Source organism: Acinetobacter sp. ANC_7654, assembly GCF_056779855.1.
Genome location: NZ_JBWYIR010000010.1, coordinates 80,309 through 105,107, shown reverse-complemented (window position 1 = coordinate 105,107; position 24,799 = coordinate 80,309). Strand labels below are relative to the sequence as shown.

Below are 24,799 nucleotides of genomic sequence, written 5' to 3'. Positions count from 1 at the left end.
CGGATAAAACAGCCCCTATTCAGGAGGGTGGTAAGTCGGGTTTCACTGATTTGTCATCGAATCGCTTTAAGCTGCTCAGCAGCTTAAAGCGTCCTGTTTTAAACAACAAAATTTAGGAATGCAAGAAATCATGGCTCGTCAAACCCCAATTTCTCGTTACCGTAACATTGGTATCTCAGCACACATTGATGCTGGTAAAACAACGACTTCTGAACGTATTTTGTTCTACACAGGTGAGAGCCACAAACTAGGTGAAACTCACGAAGGTTCAGCAACAACTGACTGGATGGAACAAGAGCAAGAACGTGGTATTACTATTACTTCAGCAGCAGTAACTTGCTTCTGGAAAGGTATGGGTAACCAGTTCGAACAACACCGTATTAACGTAATTGACACACCGGGACACGTTGACTTCACGATCGAAGTTGAGCGTTCTATGCGTGTTCTTGACGGCGCGTGCATGGTTTACTGTGCTGTAGGTGGTGTACAACCTCAGTCAGAAACTGTATGGCGTCAAGCAAATAAATATAAAGTACCTCGTATTGCGTTCGTTAACAAAATGGACCGTACTGGTGCAAACTTCTTCCGTGCTGTTGAACAAGTGAAAACACGTCTTGGTGGTAATCCAGTGCCAATCGTGATTCCTGTTGGCGCAGAAGAAAACTTCCAAGGTGTAGTAGACCTTATCGAAATGAAAGCGATTATCTGGGATGAAGCATCTCAAGGTATGAAGTTTGAATACGGTGAAATTCCTGCTGACCTTGTTGAGCTTGCTCAAGAATGGCGTACGAACATGGTTGAAGCTGCTGCAGAAGCATCAGAAGAACTCATGGATAAGTACCTAGAAGAAGGTGATTTGACTAAAGAAGAAATCATCGGTGGTCTTCGTGCACGTACATTGTTGAATGAAATTCAACCAATGCTTTGTGGTTCAGCATTCAAAAACAAAGGTGTTCAACGTATGTTGGATGCTGTTATTGAATTCTTACCAGCACCTACTGACGTTGAAGCAATTAAAGGTATCTTAGACGACAAAGATGAGACAGAAGGTTCTCGTGAAGCGTCTGATGAAGCACCGTTTGCTGCGCTTGCGTTCAAAATTATGAACGACAAATTCGTTGGTAACTTGACATTCGTTCGTGTTTACTCAGGTGTTCTAAAAGCTGGTAGTGCAGTTTATAACCCTGTTAAATCTAAACGTGAACGTGTTGGCCGTATTGTACAGATGCACGCTAATGACCGTCATGACATCGAAGAAATTCGTGCGGGCGATATCGCGGCATGTGTAGGTCTTAAAGATACGACTACAGGTGATACACTTTGTGATGAAAACAACGTGATCACATTGGAGCGTATGGAATTCCCAGAGCCAGTAATTGCACTTGCAGTTGAACCTAAAACTAAAGCTGACCAAGAAAAAATGTCAGTTGCTTTGGGTCGCTTGGCGAAAGAAGATCCATCATTCCGCGTTCGTACTGATGAAGAATCTGGTCAGACTATTATTGCTGGTATGGGTGAGCTTCACCTTGACATCATCGTTGACCGTATGAAGCGTGAATTCGGTGTTGAAGCGAACATTGGTAAACCAATGGTTGCTTACCGCGAAACGATTAAAAAATCTGTTGAGCAAGAAGGTAAGTTTGTTCGTCAAACTGGTGGTAAAGGTAAATTCGGTCACGTATATGTACGTTTAGAGCCAATGGATCCTGAAGCTGGTAAAGACTACGAGTTCGCTGAAGAAGTTGTTGGTGGTGTTGTACCTAAAGAATTCTTTGGTGCTGTAGACAAAGGTATTCAAGAACGTATGAAGAATGGTGTCCTAGCTGGTTACCCAGTTGTTGGCATCAAAGCGACATTGTTCGATGGTTCTTACCATGATGTCGACTCTGACGAATTATCGTTCAAAATGGCGGGTTCTTACGCATTCCGTGATGGTTTCATGAAAGCAGATCCTGTTCTTCTTGAACCTATCATGAAAGTTGAAGTAGAAACTCCAGAAGACTACATGGGCGATATCATGGGTGACTTAAACCGTCGTCGTGGTATGGTTCAAGGTATGGACGATTTACCTGGCGGTACTAAAGCAATCCGTGCTGAAGTTCCACTTTCTGAGATGTTCGGTTACGCAACACACATGCGTTCTATGTCTCAAGGTCGTGCGACTTACTCTATGGAATTTGCTAAATATGCTGAAACTCCACGTAACGTGGCTGAAGGCATCATTGCTAAGTTCCAAGCTGGTGGTAAAAAAGGTGACGACGAGTAATCTTTCGATTACTATAAGCCCAACTAATTCATAGTTTAAAACCAAGTGCTCATGGAGTGATCCTCCATGAGTAGTTTAAAAAGGAAGATCTCATGGCTAAGGCTAAGTTTGAACGTAATAAGCCACACGTTAACGTGGGCACAATCGGTCACGTTGACCATGGTAAAACAACTTTAACTGCTGCTATCGCAACTGTATGTGCGAAGAAATTCGGTGGTGAAGCGAAAGACTACGCTGCAATCGACTCTGCACCAGAAGAAAAAGCACGTGGTATTACAATTAATACATCACACGTAGAATACGATTCTCCAACTCGTCACTACGCTCACGTAGACTGCCCGGGCCACGCCGATTATGTTAAAAACATGATTACTGGTGCTGCTCAAATGGACGGCGCGATCCTTGTATGTGCTGCGACTGATGGTCCAATGCCACAAACTCGTGAACACATCCTTCTTTCTCGCCAAGTAGGTGTTCCATACATCGTTGTATTCTTAAACAAATGTGACCTTGTAGACGACGAAGAGCTTCTTGAGCTGGTTGAAATGGAAGTTCGTGAACTTCTTTCTACTTATGACTTCCCAGGTGATGACACTCCAGTTATCCGTGGTTCTGCTCTTGCTGCACTTAACGGTGAAGCTGGTCAGTTCGGTGAAGATGCAGTTGTTGCTCTTGTTGAAGCGCTTGACACTTACATCCCAGAGCCAGAGCGTGCTATTGATAAAGCATTCTTAATGCCAATCGAAGACGTATTCTCGATTTCTGGTCGTGGTACAGTAGTAACTGGTCGTGTAGAAGCTGGTATCGTGAAAGTAGGCGAAGAAGTTGAAATCGTAGGTATCAAAGACACAGTTAAAACTACAGTAACTGGCGTTGAAATGTTCCGTAAACTTCTAGACGAAGGTCGTGCGGGCGAGAACTGTGGTATCTTATTACGTGGTACTAAGCGTGAAGACGTACAACGTGGTCAAGTACTTTCTAAACCAGGTGCGATCAAGCCACACACTAAATTTGATGCAGAAGTATACGTACTTTCTAAAGAAGAAGGTGGTCGTCACACTCCATTCCTTAACGGTTACCGTCCACAGTTCTACTTCCGTACAACTGACGTAACTGGCGCGATTCAATTGCAAGAAGGCGTTGAAATGGTTATGCCTGGTGACAACGTAGAAATGTCAGTAGAATTAATCCACCCAATCGCAATGGACCCAGGTCTACGTTTTGCGATCCGTGAAGGTGGTCGTACAGTTGGTGCTGGTGTTGTTGCTAAAGTAACTGCATAAGTATTGATTGTGTGAAAGAAACGCCCCTTTGGGGCGTTTTTTTTATGGAATCTATAAAATTGTTAGACAATAAGAGTTGTAAGCTGTCCTTAACTGATAATGATGTGACCTATAAGGCATTTATCATAAAAATAATAAATCACTAAGATGAAGTAATGAAAAGAATCATAAAACTAGATTTGGATAGATCCCGAATAGGAGTCCAGCAATGAATGCTAAAGTAAATATTACAAATCGTGCCGGTGCATCATTTCCAGTACGTCGTATGCAATTTGATTTTGATCACGTACCAGAATATTGGATGAATGGTTCAGCAGGATTAACTCATTTCATGACAGCGTTATCTGCATTATTTCCTGCAGGTGAAAAATTCTTTATCGATTCAGTGCGTGCAGTTCGCCAACATCCAGCCATTAAAGATAATGAAGATCTCCAAAAAGAGATTTCAGCATTTATTGGTCAGGAAGCAATGCATACACATGAGCATGCTGGCTTTAATGCATCAGCACAAAAATTTGGTCATGATGTTGCTGCACTTGAAAAAGCCACAGATACGGTCATTCAAACTTTTCGCAAGTCAGCTAGCACCGTTATGAAACCATTTGGTATTTCACAAGAAATGATCGATCTGATGGGAACGACTGCGCTAGAACATTTTACAGCAACCATTGCCTCAGAATTATTGCGTAACGAACATATTCAAGCATTAATGACTGATGAAACAATGGCGACGATGTGGGCTTGGCATGCCATTGAAGAAAATGAGCATAAGGCTGTCGCATATGATGTATTTGAAGGTGTGTTCGGTAAAGGAATCAAATCTTATCTTGCTCGAACATCTTCTTTAGTGGCAGCAATGGTTGTGCTATTCATGGTGCAGACTTATTTTGTAGCGCGTTTATTGAAAGACGATAAACAGTTAAATATTGCATCTTTGAAAGATATTTATACCTATGGATATAGTCCATCTAAAGGCATTATTTCTGGTATGGGTAAGGAAATGTTGGCTTATTTTAAACCAGGCTTCCATCCGAATGATTTGGATACCGTGGGTTTATTGGCAACATGGAAAGCAAAACTCGGTTTTTAAGTATTTACTTTTGTGCATTCGGGCAGCGTAAGCTGCCTTTTTTTATTTCATTTATTTTCGAACTTTCTATAATGTACTAACTTAAAAAATGCAATGTAATGATTATGATTCGACCGATGCTGACATCAGATGTTGAGGTGGTATATGAAATTGAAAGTTTGGGGCAGACGCATCCTTGGACAAAAAAACAATTTTCAGAAGCGGTTGATTCATATCAATCCACAGTGATTGAATACCAGAATCGTGTTGTTGGTTTTTGTATTTTACAGCCTGTATTGGATGAAGCAAATTTGCTGTTGATGGCAGTTCATCCGAAAATGCGTGGAAAAGGGTTGGGATATCAATTGCTTGAAGCTTCAATGGCTCAACTCAATAATGATCCCGTACAAATCTTTTTAGAGGTCCGAGAAAGTAATAAGGCTGCGATTGCACTATATGAGAAATCCGGATTTCATCAAATTGATATGCGTAAAAACTATTATCCAACATTAGATGGTGGAAAAGAGCATGCCATCATTATGGTAAAGGCATGCAGTGATAATTTTGCAGATTTATTCAAGTGACAAAATTCAATACCCTACTTTACAATAAAGTTATTCCATTCAGAGGGAAGTGTCGTCATCAGCATATGACCTAATTGATCGATTTCTTCGTTGCTGAGCATTTTATTAACACGTCGCCATTGACCATCCAGTAATAATTCAAAAGGCGCATATTGGGACTTATAGTTCATTTTGAATGAATGGGGTACCCAATATCCTAAATATACAAACTCTTGATTGTGCTGCTTTACATATTCAATTTGCTTAAGGACTGCAAAAACACCTAAAGAACGTTTGGATTCATCTGGATCAAAAAATGTATAGACGGCGGATACTCCATCATCTAATACATCGCAGGTTGAGACACAAATGAGTCGATTATCTTTCCAAAGTTCTATAAAGAAACTATTGCTACAACTGTGAATCAAAAACTTCTCGAATTGATCATAGCTAGGGGGGAACATATCTCCATCTGAATGACGCTCATTGATGTAACGTTCATAGAGTTGATAGTGTAAATCAGTAGCATCTTGAGTTTGGGTTATTCTAACTTCTAAGTCTTGATTACGTTTCCAAGCTTTCTTTTGTTGACTGTTCATTTTAAAATCATCAACAGGTACACGACATGAAAGGCATTGTCGACACAAATGACATTCAGGTCGATAGACAAAATCTCCGCTTCTTCGAAATCCTACACGAGACAATTCTGATAAAGTTACAACGTCGATTTTATGAGCAGGATCTAAAAAGACCATCCGTGCTGATTTCTCGGGAAGATAACTGCAGTCATGCGGTGGTGTAATGTAATACTGCAGTTCATTTAATAGGGACTGGGGTTGATAAGAATTCATATTGTCCCTCCTATTTCTCAATCCATGAGTCGTTGATCAAATGCTATTGTTTTACTTGAAAATACACCGTCTTTATACTTTTGCCAATCAATCTGAGGCTGTTTTATCACATCTTGTAACGAATTAAGGTAGTCTTGGCGAGAAATTGTGCAAGCACCTAAGCTCATGAGATGATCATTCACCAATTGACAGTCAACCCAGGGTGCCTGGTTTTCAAGGCTGATCAACATGAGGGTATAAAAAGCCATTTTTGAAACATCAGTCTCTCGACTAAACATGGATTCACCAAAAATACCCTGACCTATAGAGACACCATACAGCCCGCCGACAATCGAATTTTCTCTGCGTACTTCGACACTATATGCATAGCCTGACTCAAATAATGAACAGTAACCCTGAATGATATCTTCATTAATCCATGTTTCATTGGCATAACTTCGTGGTAATGAGCAAGAACGTATCACATGTTCAAAATCACGGTTAATGGTAATCGTATAATCATGTTTTTTCATGTTACGAATGAGTGATTTACTTGGATGGTATGACGAAGGGTAGATAATGCAGCGAGGTTCTGGACTCCACCAGCAGATCGGCTCACCTTCGGAAAACCAAGGAAATAAACCATGTGTATAAGCTTCAAATAATGTAGAAGGGGAGAGGTCAGCACCTATACAGATTAGTCCTTGACCTTCGGGATCGGATTCAATTGGATTAGGGAAAATAAATTCAGAAGGAGGGAGCATAGGGATTAAGTTCTAAAAATAATAATGAAAAACCGAAGATAAAAATGTTTAAAATGATTATGCCAAGTTGAAAGAATAAAAAAACCACCCGAAGGTGGTTTTTTGGGTTTTTAAATAAATATTAGTTGTCTAAATATTTCTCAGCGTCTAAAGCAGCCATACAACCTGAACCTGCTGATGTAATTGCTTGGCGGTAGATATTGTCTGCAACATCACCTGCAGCAAATACGCCTTCAACAGAAGTCGCAGTTGCATTACCACGTGTACCACTTTGAACTTGGATATAACCATCACGTAGTTCAAGCTGACCTTCAAACATTGCAGTATTAGGTTTGTGACCTATAGCGACGAACAATCCAGTCACTTCAACGTTTTGTGTTGTAGTATCAGTTGTAGATTTCAAACGAACACTAGTAACGCCATCTTGAGGGTTACCAAGTACTTCTTCAACTTCATGGTTCCAGATGATGCTGATTTTGCCTTCTTTCTCTTTTGCAAAAAGATGATCTTGAAGGATTTTTTCAGAACGTAATTTATCGCGACGATGTACAAGTGTTACATGTGAAGCAATGTTTGATAAATAAAGCGCTTCTTCAACCGCAGTGTTACCACCACCGACAACCATGACTTTTTGATTTTTATAGAAGAAACCATCACAAGTTGCACACGCACTCACACCTTGACCCATATAAGCAGCTTCGGATTCTAATCCTAAGTATTGAGCCGTAGCGCCTGTTGCAATGATCAAAGCATCACACGTGTATTCTTCCATATCACCTTTTAAAACGAATGGACGTACATTTAAGTCAACTTCGTTAATGTGATCGTAAACCAATTCAGTACCAAAACGTTCTGCGTGAGCTTGCATACGCTCCATTAAAGCAGGACCTGTTAAGCCTTCAGGATCACCTGGCCAGTTATCAACTTCTGTAGTTGTGGTGAGCTGACCACCCAATTGCATACCAGCGATCAAAGTTGGTTTTAAATTTGCTCGTGCAGCATATACAGCTGCGCTATAACCTGCAGGACCAGAACCTAAAATAATCAATCTTGAGTGACGAGCGCTCATGTATAAGCATCCTTTTAATTTGATATATCGATTTACTGAAAATTATACGTGAAACTTCACCACAGTTGTGTGGAATGAATGTGGATTATATTGATCAACTAAATCGAATTGAGCTATATAGTTAAAAGTGTTAACAAGGAAACCTTAGAAAGCTGCACCTTTTTTTAATGAACAGGTGCATAATAGTAAGTTTTCTATAATGAAGAAATTGTTCCATTTCAACATTAGAACATTAATGAATAATCGTTTACAGGAAAGTATATGACTGCGGTGTCGAGTGTATATGCACAGCGCTTAGTTTTAACATTCTTCTTAATATCATTTGGTATTTATCTGTTTTTAGCAACAGTGACTTATACGCCATTTGATCCGGGTTGGATGCATATTTCGAGTGATACTCAACAAGTTTCAAATGCAAGTGGTGTCGCAGGTGCTTGGATTGCAGATCTCTTATTTGGATTTCTGGGCTGGGCAAGTTTACTGATTCCAATTTATTTATTCATTGAAGCGATTCAAGTGTGGTGGCCAAGAAGTTTTTTGAGTCGTCCATTTCGTTTTGCTGCTCAATTTTTCATTTTACTTACCGTCGCGAGTTTGTTTTATTTACTTTGGTCAGTGCCTGCAGATACGCTTGCTAATGCTTCAGGTGGAATCATTGGTTACGAATTGGGTGAGAGTTTAAAACAGCTTTTGACGATTTATGGCGCCGTTTTTTTTCTGATCGTACTTAGTATCGTTCTAATCACACTGGCTTTTGGTATTCAGTGGAACAAGACATGGTCTACTCTGAAGGCGACACCCACTTATTTGCAAGATTTGTTCTATAAAAATGTACCTGAGACTGAATCAGCTTATGATTTGACGACTCAGCCAAAAGCGAAAAAAGAAATTGAACCTAATCTAAAAGGTTCAGCTCAAGTCCCTCATCAAGCTGAGCTCAATAATGTCGATCATTTAGAAGAGAAAGATCAATTACAAGCGCGTCATGAACGTACTGCTGAAAAACTATTTGAAGATATGCGTTTCCAAGAGTCTCAACAAAATCATCGTTTTGATGAAGATGATGAGGCAGAGCTCGAGCGTACCATCGCGAAAGCGCATGAGTTAGAGCGTGAGAGTCAACGTATTGTTCCAACGGGTGAAGTTTGGAAAGCCTTGCATAGCGATGAAGATCATAAAAGAGAAATTGATGAGCTTTTGCGCGCAGCAGAGGAGGATCAGGTTGATCAACGTACTTCAGAAATTAATGATTTAAGTAAAAACGTTCGAGTAGAGCAGCGCTCAATTGTTCAAGATACTGCTTTGGACTGGAATGATGATCAAATCTTTGATGAATTGCTTGAAGTTGTTCCACAAGGACAGCATGCCAAAGATATTCATACTCCTTTTCATCATCAAACAAATCCTTCAGGTCAATCTGCTGATGATCAAAATACAGCATCCCTAATCCAAAATACCTCAGCTATTGGCGCAAGTGCTCTATACGCAAGTCAATCGAGCGCAGCTGCGGAAGCGATCACTAAAGCAGATCTGTTAGCTTCTGAGCTTGATGGTCTTGCATCACTTGCGGATGAAGCAGAAGCTTTGTCTAATTCAGAGGTCAAGCGTCCAAATTTGGTGACGCCAAATATTAAATTTATGACTTCACCTAAGTCAGATACAGTCGCGGAATATGAATCAGAGCAAGACACTATTGCCCCATCACCACAAAACATTGTTGAGCAAGAGGGATCATCAATTCCTGTTACTAAAGTGAGTGATGAGGAAAAACAACGTATATCTTCAGATAAAGATGCTTTTAGAGAAGCTTGGCAAGAAACGGTAGGTAAGCCTGAAGTTGAAGAGGATGAGTTTGATTTCGATGCGCCATTAACAGATGCTGCTGGTCGTCCAATGTCTCGTGCAATGCAAGTTGCGGAGCGCCGTAAAGATTTATCACCACTTCCTGGTTTAGATTTACTTGATGAAGTAGACCCAAACAAAAAAGTAAACTTCACTGCAGAACAATTATCAAGATTATCAGAACTGTTAGAAATTAAATTACAAGAATTTAATGTCAAAGCGAAAGTGATTGAAGCTCAACCGGGTCCAGTCGTGACCAGATTTGAACTGGATCTTGCGCCTGGTGTGAAAGCCTCGAAAGTAACTAATATTTCTCGTGACTTAGCACGATCAATGTCGATGGCATCAGTACGTGTGGTTGAGGTGATCCCTGGAAAACCTTACATTGGAATTGAAGTTCCGAATAGCATACGTGAGATGGTGCGCCTGATTGAATTGGTACAAATTCCAAAATTTAAGGATCCAGATGGAATCTTATCCATGGCCATGGGTAAAGACATTTCTGGTAACCCAGTCATTACTGAGTTGGGCAAGGCACCACATATGTTGGTTGCGGGTACCACAGGTTCAGGTAAATCTGTTGCTGTAAACTCGATGATTCTATCGATGCTTTTAAAATATACGCCAGATCAATTGCGCCTTATTTTGATTGATCCTAAACAACTTGAATTGGCGAACTATAACGATATTCCGCATTTACTCACGCCTGTTGTGACTGACATGAAAGATGCAGTCAGTGCTTTAAATTGGTGTGTGAATGAGATGGAGCGTCGTTATAAGCTGATGTCGTTCTTAAAAATACGTAAATTGAGTGACTATAACCGTAAAGTTGAAGAAGCAATTGCCAATGGTGAAGATCTATTTGATCCAACTTGGAAAGCCAGTGAGTCAGTTGCTGGAGAACGTGCACCTAGACTTACACCATTGCCTTCGATTGTGATTGTTGCAGATGAATTCGCAGATATGATCATGCAGGTGGGTAAGAAAGCGGAAGAAATGATCACTCGTTTAGCTCAAAAATCACGTGCTGCTGGCATTCATTTATTACTTGCGACACAGCGTCCATCCGTCGATGTAATCACGGGCTTAATTAAGGCGAATATACCGACGCGTGTTGCGCTACGTGTAAACTCTAAAATTGACTCGCGTACGATTTTGGATGCGGGTGGTGCAGAAGATTTGCTTGGACATGGTGATATGCTGTTCTTAGGACCAGGTAAAATTGAGCCTGAGCGTGTGCATGGTGCATTTATTGCCGATGACGAAGTGAACCGTATTTGTGATGCATGGCGTGAGCGTGGTGCACCAAACTATGTGGATGAAATTCTCACCCCATTTGATGAAGAGCCAGCATCACGTGGCTTTGAGGATGGTGATGGTGCTTCTGACCGTGACGCACTTTATGATCAATGTGTTGCTTTTGTTTTAGAAACCCGCAAAGCATCCACTTCATCTTTACAGCGTAAGTTTAGTCTGGGTTATAATCGTGCCGCACGTATTATTGACCAAATGGAAGAAAACGGTATCGTGAGTGCAATGGGCGCAAATGGTAAACGTGAAATTTTAGTTTAACGAAGACTGACTCAGAAAAAGCAACCATAGGTTGCTTTTTTTTATTTAACTCAAAAAAGTGTTGTTTTTGGGGGTAGTCCATTGGCTGGCAAATGTGATCAGTTCACTCACAGAGTGAACATTCAAGCTTTGATAAACTGACTTGACACAATCTTTAAATACCGCAGGGCTAATGGATAATTTTTGTAAAATTTCACTTTTATTCATGCCTGTAATTAACGAAAAAGCCACTTGGCATTCTCGGGGGGATAGATCAAGTGCTTCTAGTTTTTTTAAAATAATGAGGGAGCGTGGTAATGAGCGCTTTAAGTATAAGGCGATATTTGTATCGGTTGTATTTTGACTACTTAACCATTCAGCACGAAGGGTTAATATTCCATTAGGAATGGTCAAACTAAGCTTGGGGATTTGTTGCCCATATTTAAGCTCATTGATGACTTGATAGCATGATTTTGGCAACGCTTTATATGGTTCCCAAAATTCATAATGTATCGGGAAGAGATTCAGTAAATCCTTTGCAGCATCAGTCATCATGACTAAATCATTTTGAGAATTCACGATTAACAACGCTTGATCTGATTCAATTACATCGTCGCCATCCTCCATTTGATTGTTAAGCGCATATTCGATATAGACACCAGCTTGTTCTAATAAACGATGATCTTGTAATTGGAAGGGTTGTGACATACGCCTATAGAGGGTAATACCTCCTGCAGGAATATGATTGCGTTCTAATCTTAGATCTAGTGTATGGTGAAGACCGCTTTGGCGCACAATCATCTGGTAGGTTAAGCTATGAAAATACGGATCATCTGGGCGTAAAAGATTTCCGACTTTGGGTAACATAGGGCAGTTGAGCCAGCGGATATGGCTTTCGGTTTTTAAGTTTAAGAATAATTCAGTATTTTCTTGGACATACCTCATCGACTGAGGGTTAAGATTTTTGTAATACAGTATATAAGGTTCACCATTTGGATAGGTCAGTGCCATACCGTAGGCATCATGTGGAATCAAAAAATTCAAATAGTCAAAAATACTGGGCGCAATGGTAAGGAGCGGAAGTTGAGTACAGCAAAGATTTCTCAGGCGATGGAGGGTGCCGAGCCTTGTTCGATCACTTTTACGAAAACTTATTGAATTCATCTTCGACTGAACTGTTTTGATTATAACAAATTCAAATTATAGATTTTTTTAAAAAAATTGAGATAAAAAAGTAAATATTAATCATTTTTTCACAAAAATATTTTTTTCATCCCCCCTTAAAGGGGGGCTTCTAGATTATCAGCTTTATGGTTTGATTTTCCTCATTATAAAAGGTCTTTCTTGCAAACTATGGAAAACCTGCAAGTGACATGACCATGTCAAAAACTAAGGGGAATTACATGAACCATATATACCGAGTTATCCGTAATCGTAATGGAAAATTAGTCGTAACAGGGGAACTTGGACGTACACGTTTTACACAATCTTTAAAAAATATTGGAATGACGACAGGTTATCTGATTTTAATTGGGGCATTAACCGCAATGACGAGTCAGGTGCAAGCTGATGAATGTGAGGGTTCAACAGGCACAGCGACGAATTCAGACACTACATCTTTCATCTGTGGTGAAAATAACTCAGTGGTTGCACCGAACAGTGTGGTTATGGGACAAAGCAATAACGTCAATATTGGGATGAATCATACTGTTTTTGGTTTGAATAATACGGTGACACCAAACGCTGTAACGACAACGCAAAATAATGTGGTCATTGGAAATCAAAACACAACGCATCATACAAGTAATATTGCCATTGGTAATAATCAAGTGGTTAAGGGGGAAGGGAGTATTGCGATCGGTAGTTCAAATACTGCTGAAGGGGGTATCTCTATAGGTATTTCAAATTTAAACTCGTCTGTAAAATCTGTTGTTGTTGGTATGAATAATATTCACGACGTCAACACTAATGGCTCGATGATTTTTGGTGGATTTAATGAGGTTGGTGCGACGAGTTCTCATATATTTGCCTCCAACAGTAATGTGCAAGGTCACACTAATGTGGCTGTCGGTGGTTCTATTATTATTCGACCAGGACCAAATTATACATCCGTAAGAGAGTCAGTAGCGATAGGTGAGCTGAGTCAGGTTTATGCGAGCAACTCTGTTGCTTTAGGTAGTGCATCGGTTGCAGATCGAGAGAATGTTATTTCAGTCGGTAGTGATCAATTAAAACGCCGAATCATGAACTTAGCATGGGGATTAGATACTCATGATGCTATTAATGTTGATCAATTGACAGCCAGTTTACAAAGAATTCTGGGTACTGGGGTGACTATGTTTCAGGGGAATGTGATGCCCCTTTCATTTGAAATGCAAGGCTCTACATACCAAAACGTAAATCAAACAATTAGAGGGATTGATATTGAATTTACAGCGTTAAAAGACCGTGTCTCTGCACTCGAAAATAATGGTGTTGGTGGTGAAACAGGTACAGGTACCATTGGACCAGCTGGACCAAGTGCGTACGAGGTTGCTGTGAGTAATGGATTTGACGGCTCTGAAACAGATTGGCTTACATCATTAAAAGGTGAAAAAGGCGATAAGGGAGATAAAGGTGATCAAGGTCCACAAGGATTGAAAGGTGACAAAGGGGATCAAGGTATACCAGGTACAAGCGGTGGACCTGTTGGCGGTGTAGGACCACAAGGTGATAGTGCTTACCAAGTGGCGGTGAATAATGGATTTGTAGGAACAGAGCAAGATTGGCTGACGTCACTCAAAGGAGATAAAGGTGACCAAGGTCCTCAAGGATTGAAAGGTGATAAGGGAGATCAAGGTGATCAAGGACTTCAAGGCTTAAAAGGCGACAAGGGCGATAAAGGTGATCAAGGACTTCAAGGCTTAAAAGGTGATCAAGGATTTAGTGCTTTTGAGATTGCTGTACAAAATGGCTTTAATGGCACCGAACAACAGTGGCTAACGTCTTTGGCTAGTGGTGGAACTGTCGCAATATCTGTTGGAACAAATCCTAGTGAAAATGCAATATTACCAAATGCAACAGGTGAAGATGCTCTTGCAATCGGAAGTTCATCAGTAGCATCGGGTCGTGAGAGTATTGTAATTGGGGCTGAATCACAAGTCGCTGGTGAACATGCAACAGCTTTAGGAAATCACAATACGGTTACGGGTGAAAATACGCATTCAGTTGGTAATTTCAACAATATTTCAGGAAATAGTACTGTAGCTCTTGGGAATAATATAACGTCTGACGCAAATAATGCTGTTCTTTTAGGAAATGCTTCGTCTACCGATCGGGACAATACGGTTTCAGTGGGTTCCTCTACGCAACAGCGCCAAATTGTTAATGTGGCAGCAGGTACAGCGGATACCGACGCAGTCAATGTAAAACAAATGCGTCAAGCAGATCAGCAAGTTTTGAGCGATGCACAGGAATATACGAATATACGAACCAATGAAATATTGAATCAGGCCAATGAGTATACTAGTCGACGTGTAAATGCTTTAGAACAGAGTTTTGCCGATGAACGACGTGACACTCGAGCAGCTATTGCAGCATCTTTGGCTGTCGCTTCATTACCCCAGCCAACTTATGCTGGTGCAAGTATGTTCAGTGCAGCTGCTGGTACATGGGATGGTGAGCAAGGTATTGCCATTGGATTTAGTGGGGTTTCTGAAACGAATCGCTTTGTCTATAAAGCATCTGGAACCGCAAGTTCACAAGGTGATGTTGGTGGTGCTATTGCATTGGGTTGGCAATGGAAATAATCTAAGTTTCACCCAAACGTAAAAGTAACCTTAATACGAAACTATTTTTTAACAGGTATAAGATAGATTTAAATCAAAAAAGCCTGCTCAAGCAGGCTTTTTTATCTGTTTTTTAGGCAAATTTTGCTAAAACAGCAAGGAATTCTGCACTTTGGCGTGGGAATTCTGCGATCACATCATGAATACGTTTGCCTTCAGGATTTTGAGCGTTAAGATCACGACCATCTGCTATAAATTTAGTGAGTAAACGCTCATAGTCATTAGCACGCATATGTTTAAAAGCATGATAGAGAACATGAAAATCAGCGTTTACACCTTCAGGAGGTAACTGATTTAAATAGGCAAAAACACGCTCGTCTGACCATTCTTCATTGAACGTGGCTGGCTGTGATAATGCCATCACAATCTCCTTGGTATTTTTAATCAATAAAAAAGGGCAAAATATGAGACTAGATGAGCAAAGCACTGCTTTGTCTAGTCGCAAGACTTGAAGCTCTGCTTCAAGTGGGCGGAATATAGCTAATAGCCTATTTCTGCCACTCTCATATTTTGCCCTGATTCAATTTGCTTGACTAATCAAAAATCAGATTAACGTTCTTCAGGCAAATTGATATTCATTTCTAGCATTTCGATATTTGCTTCTGAGCGAACCGACATTTGTATATGCTGTTCATCTACACCACGCACATAACGATTCACAACTTGCATGATTTCTTTTTTCATTAAATCAATTTTATCTTGGCTTAAACGCTTACCTAGACCATTTTCAGATGCCACGATAACTTTTAAGCGATCTTTAGCTGTTTGTGCACTTGATGGTTTGTCATCACTACTAAAAAGTTTACTCCAGAATCCTGCCATCTTTATGCTCCAAATAAACGTGCTAACCAGCCTTTCGGCTTCACAGAGATGTGACGATATGGACGTTCTTCACCAAGGAAGCGTGCAACAAGATCGTCATAAGCTTGTCCAGCTGCTTCTTCAGTATAAAGAATAACAGGCTTACCTTCATTCGAAGCTTGTAACACGCTTTTACATTCAGGAATTACACCGAGCGTTGGCACGCGAAGGATATCTTTAGAAATATCATCGACTGTTAACATTTCTTGCTTGTCAGCACGTTCAGGGTTGAAGCGTGTGATACAAAGATGCTTACGAATACGACCTTCGTTATTTTCTACTTTCTTCGTTTTACTGTCCAACATACCAATAATACGATCGGAATCTCGGACAGATGAAATTTCAGGGTTCGTTACAATGATTGCTTCATCAGCATGGTACATTGCTAAAATCGCACCACGTTCAATACCTGCAGGAGAGTCACAAATGATGTAGTCGAACTCTTGAGAAAGTTCGTCCATAACACGTGCAACACCTTCATCGGTCAACGCATCTTTATCACGGGTTTGTGATGCAGGTAAAATATATAGATTTTCGATTTCTTTATCGCGAATAAGTGCTTGTTGTAATCTCGCTTCGTTATTTAATACATTCACAAAATCATAAACAACACGACGCTCACAACCCATGATAAGGTCGAGGTTACGTAAACCTACGTCAAAATCGATTACAACAGTTTTGTGGCCACGAAGGGCTAAACCTGTTGCAAAAGATGCACTGGTAGTTGTTTTACCTACGCCACCTTTACCTGATGTTACGACAACAATTTTCGCCACCGAATCCACTCCTGTTATGTTTATCCCCAATACTATAGGGGTTCTCATGTTTAGTTATACATTAAAATTCGAGTGCTTCAAAGACAAGCTCTTGAGCATCATTTAAATAGATATGTACTGACTTTTTTAGCATATGTGGTGGAATATCATCTGCAACACAATATGTTCCTGCGATAGATACTAATTCAGCTTCTAAAACATGACAGAAAATTCGTGCTGCTGTATTGCCACCGGCGCCGGCGATGACTCTACCACGAGCAGAGCCATAAATATGTATATTTCCTGAAGCGATGATTTCAGAGCCACTATTAATTCCAGCAGTTAAAATAATATCGCCGTGATCTTGTACCAGACATTGTCCTGTTCTAAGCACTTCATCGTGATACGAAGTTTTATGTGTGGTTGCAGGAGCTATGTGTGTTGGAGCCTTCTCAGCTTCAGGGGTATTTGCTGGGGCTTCTACCACTTGTTCTTTTGTTGCTTTGATGCGCTGCAAAGGACGATCAGCCGCAAGAACTGGGAATTGGATCGCACGTGCTTCATCACCCATTAAACCATCAACGACAGCCATTGGCTGTAACCCTAAACTGATGACCAATTGAATGAGTCCAATGAGTTCTTGTTCAACGGTTGTGTCTAGAATGACAAGCGCACCTTCATAAGAGGTTTCACTCATCATGGCACTTAATTGTTGGCGGATAACATTATGATCATTGGTGTCAAAGGTAATTCGGGTAAAATTCACCATTCTACCGGTAATCCGAATATCTGCCATATTCATTCCTTGCTTGCTTCGCGCTTTATAATCGAAGTAAAAATTGTTAATTGTGCAAATGCTAGTTCAATTCTCAAGAATTCTCTAGCGGATATATTAAATTAATAGAGAAATGATCATTCCTTGACTTGATTGTTTTTTGATAACTCTATTTGCCATTGTTTTACTGCCACCTGTTTTCTTAAAGACTCAAGACTTTCATAAACGACAGATTCAACGAGTTGTTCTAATGCATGATTATCAATATTGAGCTGGCTAATTTTTTCAGCAATGAGTTGATAATGCTCATTCGGTTTATCAATGGTTCCAGAAATAAAAGGTTCAACTAAACCGTCGGTAATATTTTCACCTAATCGTCGACCAATGTTGTGGATTTGCTGTTCTATACGACCACCCACCAATGGAATCAGCTTTAAGAGCTGTGTTAGTTCTGGTGTGTCTTCAATAGCTTTAATGACAATGTGACCAACGCCTTGCGAGATATTATCTTTTTGAAGTTTTAATTCGGTTGCTAAAGATTCTTGTAAGACTTGCGCTAATGTCGTGGCAAACATGTCTCGATGGTGATTCACCAGATCATGAATGATTTTTTTATGGGTCGAGCTAGTGTCTAACTCTTTTTTTACACTATCAATGACAGTAATCACCACACGATCAGAGAGCTCTTCCATGATCACGTTATAGTAAAAATTAAGACGTCTGAACCATTTATTAGGTATGACTTTATAGCCTAGCTCATGCAGTCTATAGGCAATCACTCCGACGCGAATTAAACGTAAAAAGCGAAGGTAAGGGATAATGGCTAATATTTCATACCAATGAATGAAGGGAAAGAAAAACCAACGCTGATGATGTTTATTGACGATTGCAATCAGCCATCTTACAGCGAGTTCAACAATTAAAAATGTGATAAACCAACTTTCAGTAATGATGACCCATGGGTGAAGCTCGGATTTATAAAACTCCAGAATTTGAGGTAATTGAACCGTGTCAAATACCCATGAGCCAAAATTACTCATTAAAAATGCATTGGCACATAGACAAAACAAATTGACTAAAATAATGAGCATCATAAAGATGTCATAAATCAGGAACATCTTCCAAAATAAAGTGTCATGACGCTGTGGACGGAAAGTTTTTCGAGGATTAGTCATGCGATCTGTCATATGCAATACATTCTGAGGACAGCTTAATTTACAGATTCAGCTTGAAGCTGTTGTTTTAACTGTGTAATTAACTGATCTTTTTCTGTCCAAAGCTCATCAACCCATTTTTGGAAACGAGCGCGATAGTTGGCATCATCCTCATAATTGCCGCCATGAACCCAAGCAGGAATTTCAATTTTTCTTAAATTGACGGCAATTTGAGAAACTTCTCCTAACCAAAAATCTCCATAACCTGGCACACCATCTGGATAGACAATGGTCATATCGACTAGCGCATCAATTTCACTTCCTAGAATATTTAGGGCAAGTGCTAAACCACCTGCTTTGGGCCTAAGTAAATTTTTATACGGAGATTTTTGTTGGGCGTGTTTTTCAGGGGTATAGCGTGTACCTTCTAAATAATTTAATAAGGTAAAAGGTTGGCTGAGCAGTTGTTCACACGATTTACGCGCTTCTTCCATATCACGATATTTCAGCGCAGGATTTTTTTCGATTTGCGCTTTGGTATGACGTTTCATCATAGGAAAACCAAGGATCTTGAATGCTTGCCCAACAAAAGGAATAAAAATGAGTTCCCATTTCGTAAAAAAACGTGTGAGCGGCATACGTTTAAGACCAAAATATTGAGTAACAGTTGTATCCACCCAGCTTTGGTGATTACAGGTCATGATGTAACGACCTTGTAGATTGAGATCTAGATCTTCATCAATCGTGATGTGCCATTTAAGCTCAGGGAGAACTTTTTCAATGAGCCAGTTATTCGTACCAATCCAACCATTGGCGATATTGATATTGGTTTCATCGATTTTTGATGATTTTTTTACGAGTTTAGTCAAACCTAATGCAAGAATAGGTGGGCCACGAAAAAATGTACTTCCTGTGATCACAGAACCTACGGTTAAACCCTTAGAAATTTTTTTTAAAATAGGTTGTTTCTGCTTCTCTGCTGCCATTGCACAGTCCTAAAAAGTGATTGCATGTGATTGAAATTTTTAAAACACTATAAATCGAGTCGCTCAAATCACAAAGCCCGTTTTCTTAACTATGTATAAAATATGATGAAGCATTAACGAAAGATGCTACAAAAGATTACATATTGTTAATAAACTGTTTATTATTAACAAAATAGTAATGGTTAAATTGTTTCTAACAAATCATTATTCATCACATACAAAAACATATAAAAGGAGTCATCCCATGCGTGCATTAGCTATTTCAGCTGCAGTGGTTGGGGCAATGGTACTTTCTGGTTGTCAAACAACTGGTAACAATATTGGTGGCGTCGAGTATGACAAAACTGCATTGGGTGCTTTAATTGGTGCAGCAGCTGGTTACGGTGTTTCTAAAGGTAATGCGAACACTAGCCGTCAAAATAACCGTGCAGCAGCGATTGGTGCTGTATTAGGTGGTGCTGCAGGCGTATATCTCGACAATAAAGAGAAAAAATTACGCCAAGCAACTGCTGGTACAGGTATTGATGTAAACCGTAATCCAGATGGCTCTATTAACTTAGTAATGCCAGGTGCTATCACGTTTGATACAAATAAATCAAATATCAAGCCAAACTTCTATGACACTTTAAACCGTGTTGCACAAGTTTTAACTGAAGACAACAAGAGCGGTATCCTTGTAACTGGTTATACTGATAGTTCAGGTAATGATGCGATTAACATCCCATTGTCACAAGCACGTGCTCAATCTGTTGCTAGCTATTTAGCATCTAAGGGTGTTTCTACAGCACGTATTAATGCTCAAGGTTTAGGTTCTTCTAACCCAATTGCTGATAACACAACTGCCGCAGGTAAAGAACAAAACCGTCGTGTAGAGATTGCTGTTTACGCAGTTCAATAATACATGATCTTAAAAAAGCCACCTTCGGGTGGTTTTTTTATGTCTGAAATTTATTCAAATATACCTTCATTAAATTTAACGTTAGTCATATTCGAAGCAGATGACTATAATCGAGCGCTGAAGGAAAAGAGGAAAGAATATGTCATCAGCCAGTCATTTGAACGACAAGCAACTTGAAGCCATGAAATACACTCAAGGACCCTTGTTAGTACTTGCTGGGGCAGGCTCAGGTAAGACCTCTGTAATCACACAGAAAATTGCATATTTAGTCAAAAAATGCGGTATACCAGCACATCGTATTACTGCGATGACTTTTACCAACAAAGCTGCACGAGAGATGAAAGAGCGTGTCGGTAAATTGCTTGGTAAAGAGGATGGAAAGGGTTTATCTGTTTCTACCTTTCACACCTTTGGCTTGAATTTATTAAGACTAGAATTGAAACATACGCCACTTAAAGCAAACTTTTCCATTTTAGATGCTGATGATTGTAAGCGAATTTTAATGGATTTAATGCACCGAGATAATTTGTCTGGTGCAGAAAGTAAAGAGCTGATCGCAAAAGCGATGAAGATGATCTCAGATTGGAAAAACGATCTAATTTTGCCTGAGCAAGCACATACGACTTGTGAAACGGCTGAAGATGTTCAATTTGCACATCTCTATCAACTTTATGAGCGTAATCTACGTGCCTATAATGCGGTAGATTTTGACGATTTAATCGTAATGCCGACACGTCTTCTTCAAGAAAATGCTGAAGTCCGTGATAAATGGCAAAACCGTGTACGTTATTTGTTGGTTGATGAATATCAGGATACCAATACCGCCCAATATATCTTGGTCAAACTACTTGTCGGTGTCATGGGGCAATTTACGGCTGTAGGGGATGATGACCAATCAATTTATGCTTGGCGGGGGGCAAAGCCAGAAAATATGGCATTGTTGAAGGAAGATTTCCCCAATTTAAAAGTCATTAAGCTTGAGCAAAACTATCGTTCAACCAGTCGTATTTTAAAAGCTGCAAACCATGTGATTGAGAATAACCCACATATTTTTGATAAAAAATTGTGGAGTGATAAAGGTCATGGTGAGGTGATCCGCATTATTACTTGTCGTAATGATGATGATGAAGCGGAACGCGTTGTTAAAGATTTGCTGACTCATAAATTGATGAATGGCAAAAATTGGAAAGATTACGCCGTGTTATACCGTGGAAACTTCCAAGCACGTGTTTTAGAAACACAACTTCGTCAGATGCAGATTCCCTACAAACTTTCTGGTGGTCAGTCGTTCTTTGGTCGTGCTGAAATCAAGGATATTATGAGCTATCTACGTCTCATTATTAACCCTGAAGATGACAGTGCTTTCTTACGCATTATTAACACACCTAAACGTGCCATAGGACCTGTGACTTTAGAAAAACTAGGTTTATTTGCGCAAGAGAATAATCTTTCTTTACTAGGTGCCGCGAATGATCAGCGCCTAAGTATGGTATTACCGAAGAAGGCGACATCTCAATTGGCTGAGTTTGCTGATTTTATCGAAGGTTTTACGCGTGAACTGTTAGATGATGATGAACCTGTGCCTAAAGTCCGCCAAATGATGGTTGAGGCAGGATATATCGACTACATCAAAGAAACGGCAGCGACGCCAGCACAAGAAAAAACTAAAATTGACAATATTGAAGTGCTTTATAGCAGTATTCAAAGTTTGATCAATCGTGCTGAAGATGTCGATGAAAAAAATATCGAAAGTGTCATTCGTAAGATGGTGTTGCTGGATATGTTGGAGCAACAGCAAGAAGATGAAGATATCGATAAAGTAAACTTACTGACTTTGCATGCTTCTAAAGGCCTGGAATTCCCATTTGTTTATATTATGGGGCTTGAGGAAGAGTTGCTTCCGCACAAGAATTCAATTGTGGCTGATACCATCGAAGAAGAACGTCGACTGATGTACGTTGGTATTACCCGTGCCAAACAAGGTCTGACTTTGACGCTTGCAGAACAGCGTAAAAATGGCGGTCAGATGAAACAAATGACACCAAGTCGCTTCTTGGATGAATTGCCACAAGATGAAGTCGATTGGCTAGGTCGAAAAAAGAAATTGGCTGAAAATATCGATCCAAAATTACAGGCACAGCATTATCTGCAAAATCTGAAAGCTTTACTCAAACGTTAATTACATTTTAAAACAGGATTGAATATGAAAGTTCAAGTGAAAGTACTCGACCAACGACTTGGTCAAGAATGGCCATTACCTACTTATGCAACAACAGGATCGGCAGGTTTAGATTTACGTGCATGTGTAGATGAAGCGATCACTATTGAGCCTGGTCAGACTGTTTTAGTTAAAACAGGTATGGCAATTTATATCGAAGACCCAAGTTATGCGGGTTTGATTTTGCCTCGTTCTGGCTTAGGTCATAAACACGGGATTGTATTAGGAAATCTCGTCGGTCTAATTGATTCAGATTATCAAGGTGAATTAATGGTTTCAGTTTGGAACCGCAGTCAAAATGCATTTACATTAGAGCCGGGTGAGCGATTGGCTCAATACGTATTGGTTCCTGTTTTACAAGCTGAATTTGATTTAGTTGACGAATTCAAGGCAAGTGAGCGAGGAGCTGGTGGATTCGGACACACTGGAAAACAATAGTATTTTGGATAAAAGCCTGTAAAATCAGGCTTTTATTTATATGTTGCAAAATATTAACAAAGATTATATAAATTGAAATTGGTACACGTTATATAAAGAATAACGATATTTTTTATTACTCAATATATTCAAAATTTATTTGGATCAACTCTCATCACGCTGTTCTGACTCAGCAGTCAACGGTGTTAATTAAGAATGAATACCCAATCACTTATTTTTCCAAGACAAATTTTCCGCGCTTATGATATTCGCGGAAAAGTCAGTCAATTGGATACAAGAACAATTTATGCGATTGCGCATGGGCTCGCTGCTCAGTATCAATCACGTGGCCAGAAAAGTATTGTGCTAGGTTACGATGCTCGATTGACTGGGCCTACTTTTGCTTGGATTATTGAATCAGTCTTCAAAAACCAAGGGATGAATGTCGAGAACATTGGATGTTGTTCAACCCCACAAATGTATTTTGCTGCTCGACATAAAAATGGCAATGGCATCATGGTGACCGCGAGTCATAACCCTAAACATGATAATGGGATTAAATGGATTATTGAATACGAACCACCTTGTCCAGACATGATTCAAAATGTTGGGGAGTATGCAGAATGTTTCTATTTTCAACATGATCACTTTCCAACGCCACCTCAACTGACACATCAGATTAAATCAGAGTATTGCTTGGCTTATCAGCATGCTTTGCTCAAGGATATTCAATTAAAGCGTCCACTCAAGGTTGTATTAGATGGTATGCATGGTGCCGCTGGGCGTTGTGCTGATTTAGTACTACAAAAAATGGGATGTGAAGTCATTTCAATACGTTGTCGTGAAAATGGAGAGTTTCCTGATCATCCTCCAGACCCTTCTCAAGCGAAGCATTTGACGCAGCTAAAAGAAAAAATTTTGTTGCATCAGGCGGATTTGGGGATTGCTCTTGATGGTGATGGTGATCGTGCCGTCATTTTGGATGAGAATGCTCACATTGTGTCTGCTGATCGCTTGTTAGCATTATTCGCATCATTGTGTTTAGCTCAGCATCCGCATCATGAAATTGTTTATGACGTAAAATGTTCAACGATGGTGTCAAAAACCATTGAACAATTACAAGGCATCGCAAAAATGATTCGTACTGGCAGCAGTTTCATGCGCCGTTATATTTCCCAATCCAAAGGTCGAGCTGTTTTTGGGGGAGAATATGCGGGTCATTATGTCTTCAATGATGGTCGTGGTTTTGGTTACGATGATGGTATCTATGCAGCATTACGGGTCATGGAGTCATTGAGTCAACTTAATATCACGCTATCTGAATATCTCGCTCAATTCCCAGATCGCTTTGGTACTGAAGATACCTATATTGAAACGCAAGATGCAAATCCGCAAGACGTCCTAGCCTTGATAGAGCAGAATTGTAAAAGTACTGGGGCTAAAATGAGTAAAATCGATGGTATTCGCCTTGATTTTGACTACGGATTTGGCATTATGCGAGCATCAAATACTGGTGAATACTTCACGGTACGGTTTGATGCAGATAGCCCATCGAAACTTTATGAAATTCGCCAGCATTTTGTAAAAATTTTAAATGAAAAATATCCTGTGCTTGCTCAAAGTATTTTGAATGCACACTAAAGTATTTTGAATGCACACTAATGTAGGAAT

General features: G+C 39.9%; 20 protein-coding genes. 10 read left to right on the top strand and 10 right to left on the bottom strand.

The genetic code is table 11. The annotated features are described in order from the left end of the window. The first annotated feature begins 130 nt into the window (after window positions 1-130). The 4 genes from fusA (at window position 131) to rimI (ending at window position 5,202) form a co-directional block, all read left to right on the top strand. The gene (gene fusA, locus AC1M86_RS11650) at window positions 131-2,266 is read left to right on the top strand and encodes an elongation factor G (protein WP_035268315.1); all 2,136 of its coding nucleotides are present in this window, start codon (window positions 131-133) and stop codon (window positions 2,264-2,266) included. A 92-nt stretch (window positions 2,267-2,358) separates the two neighbouring features. Further along, window positions 2,359-3,549 carry an elongation factor Tu gene (gene tuf / locus AC1M86_RS11645; RefSeq protein WP_481592547.1) on the top strand — a complete coding sequence of 397 codons (1,191 nt, stop codon included), beginning with the start codon at window positions 2,359-2,361 and terminating at the stop codon, window positions 3,547-3,549. Between the two features lie 208 nt (window positions 3,550-3,757). Further along, the gene (locus AC1M86_RS11640) at window positions 3,758-4,639 is read left to right on the top strand and encodes a metal-dependent hydrolase (RefSeq protein ID WP_035267371.1); all 882 of its coding nucleotides are present in this window, start codon (window positions 3,758-3,760) and stop codon (window positions 4,637-4,639) included. A gap of 104 nt (window positions 4,640-4,743) precedes the next feature. Further along, window positions 4,744-5,202 (top strand): ribosomal protein S18-alanine N-acetyltransferase, encoded by a 459-nt coding sequence (gene rimI, locus AC1M86_RS11635; RefSeq protein WP_481591951.1) that lies wholly within the window; start codon window positions 4,744-4,746, stop codon window positions 5,200-5,202. A gap of 14 nt (window positions 5,203-5,216) precedes the next feature. Here rimI and AC1M86_RS11630 read toward each other — a convergent pair whose 3' ends face one another. From AC1M86_RS11630 to trxB, 3 genes are all read right to left on the bottom strand, one after another. After that, complete coding sequence (locus AC1M86_RS11630) at window positions 5,217-6,032, bottom strand: arginyltransferase (protein ID WP_481608025.1); 816 nt, start codon at window positions 6,030-6,032, stop codon at window positions 5,217-5,219. A 17-nt stretch (window positions 6,033-6,049) separates the two neighbouring features. After that, the gene (aat, locus tag AC1M86_RS11625; protein ID WP_481587889.1) at window positions 6,050-6,781 is read right to left on the bottom strand and encodes a leucyl/phenylalanyl-tRNA--protein transferase; all 732 of its coding nucleotides are present in this window, start codon (window positions 6,779-6,781) and stop codon (window positions 6,050-6,052) included. A gap of 115 nt (window positions 6,782-6,896) precedes the next feature. Beyond that, entirely contained in the window at window positions 6,897-7,844 is a 948-nt protein-coding gene (trxB, locus tag AC1M86_RS11620; protein WP_035267378.1) for a thioredoxin-disulfide reductase, read from the bottom strand. A 261-nt stretch (window positions 7,845-8,105) separates the two neighbouring features. On the opposite strand from trxB, the gene AC1M86_RS11615 reads away from it, so the two are divergent. Next, window positions 8,106-11,258 (top strand): DNA translocase FtsK 4TM domain-containing protein, encoded by a 3,153-nt coding sequence (locus tag AC1M86_RS11615; protein ID WP_481608024.1) that lies wholly within the window; start codon window positions 8,106-8,108, stop codon window positions 11,256-11,258. Between the two features lie 45 nt (window positions 11,259-11,303). On the opposite strand, the gene AC1M86_RS11610 is transcribed toward AC1M86_RS11615, so the two are convergent. Then, complete coding sequence (locus AC1M86_RS11610) at window positions 11,304-12,401, bottom strand: helix-turn-helix transcriptional regulator (RefSeq protein ID WP_481589490.1); 1,098 nt, start codon at window positions 12,399-12,401, stop codon at window positions 11,304-11,306. A gap of 239 nt (window positions 12,402-12,640) precedes the next feature. Here AC1M86_RS11610 and AC1M86_RS11605 point away from each other — a divergent pair, with 239 nt between their 5' ends. Then, window positions 12,641-15,025 (top strand): YadA-like family protein, encoded by a 2,385-nt coding sequence (locus AC1M86_RS11605; RefSeq protein ID WP_481608023.1) that lies wholly within the window; start codon window positions 12,641-12,643, stop codon window positions 15,023-15,025. Between the two features lie 112 nt (window positions 15,026-15,137). Here AC1M86_RS11605 and AC1M86_RS11600 read toward each other — a convergent pair whose 3' ends face one another. The 6 genes from AC1M86_RS11600 to AC1M86_RS11575 all read right to left on the bottom strand — a co-directional run bounded on the left by AC1M86_RS11600 (window position 15,138) and on the right by AC1M86_RS11575 (window position 19,595). Next, entirely contained in the window at window positions 15,138-15,425 is a 288-nt protein-coding gene (locus AC1M86_RS11600; protein ID WP_035267385.1) for a PA4642 family protein, read from the bottom strand. Window positions 15,426-15,613: 188 nt separating this feature from the next. Next, the gene (gene minE, locus AC1M86_RS11595) at window positions 15,614-15,886 is read right to left on the bottom strand and encodes a cell division topological specificity factor MinE (RefSeq protein WP_035267388.1); all 273 of its coding nucleotides are present in this window, start codon (window positions 15,884-15,886) and stop codon (window positions 15,614-15,616) included. Between the two features lie 2 nt (window positions 15,887-15,888). Beyond that, window positions 15,889-16,701, bottom strand: a complete 813-nt coding sequence (minD, locus tag AC1M86_RS11590; protein ID WP_035267390.1) for a septum site-determining protein MinD — start codon at window positions 16,699-16,701, stop codon at window positions 15,889-15,891. 61 nt (window positions 16,702-16,762) lie between these two features. Continuing rightward, window positions 16,763-17,476, bottom strand: coding sequence for a septum site-determining protein MinC (gene minC, locus AC1M86_RS11585; RefSeq protein ID WP_180000266.1), 714 nt, complete (start codon window positions 17,474-17,476; stop codon window positions 16,763-16,765). A 116-nt stretch (window positions 17,477-17,592) separates the two neighbouring features. Continuing rightward, a complete protein-coding gene (locus AC1M86_RS11580; protein WP_481608022.1) occupies window positions 17,593-18,642 on the bottom strand; it encodes a preprotein translocase subunit SecA in 1,050 nt (349 codons plus the stop codon). A 23-nt stretch (window positions 18,643-18,665) separates the two neighbouring features. After that, window positions 18,666-19,595 carry an acyltransferase gene (locus AC1M86_RS11575; RefSeq protein ID WP_481608021.1) on the bottom strand — a complete coding sequence of 310 codons (930 nt, stop codon included), beginning with the start codon at window positions 19,593-19,595 and terminating at the stop codon, window positions 18,666-18,668. Between the two features lie 244 nt (window positions 19,596-19,839). On the opposite strand from AC1M86_RS11575, the gene AC1M86_RS11570 reads away from it, so the two are divergent. From AC1M86_RS11570 to AC1M86_RS11555, 4 genes are all read left to right on the top strand, one after another. After that, on the top strand, window positions 19,840-20,493 hold the full coding sequence (locus AC1M86_RS11570) for a YiaD family glycine zipper/OmpA-like lipoprotein (RefSeq protein ID WP_092768184.1): 654 nt from the start codon (window positions 19,840-19,842) through the stop codon (window positions 20,491-20,493). A gap of 139 nt (window positions 20,494-20,632) precedes the next feature. Then, window positions 20,633-22,672, top strand: a complete 2,040-nt coding sequence (locus AC1M86_RS11565; RefSeq protein ID WP_035267404.1) for a UvrD-helicase domain-containing protein — start codon at window positions 20,633-20,635, stop codon at window positions 22,670-22,672. Window positions 22,673-22,696: 24 nt separating this feature from the next. Then, a complete protein-coding gene (gene dut, locus AC1M86_RS11560) occupies window positions 22,697-23,149 on the top strand; it encodes a dUTP diphosphatase (protein ID WP_035267418.1) in 453 nt (150 codons plus the stop codon). Between the two features lie 195 nt (window positions 23,150-23,344). After that, window positions 23,345-24,769 (top strand): phosphomannomutase/phosphoglucomutase, encoded by a 1,425-nt coding sequence (locus AC1M86_RS11555; RefSeq protein WP_481608020.1) that lies wholly within the window; start codon window positions 23,345-23,347, stop codon window positions 24,767-24,769. Window positions 24,770-24,799 lie beyond the last annotated feature (30 nt).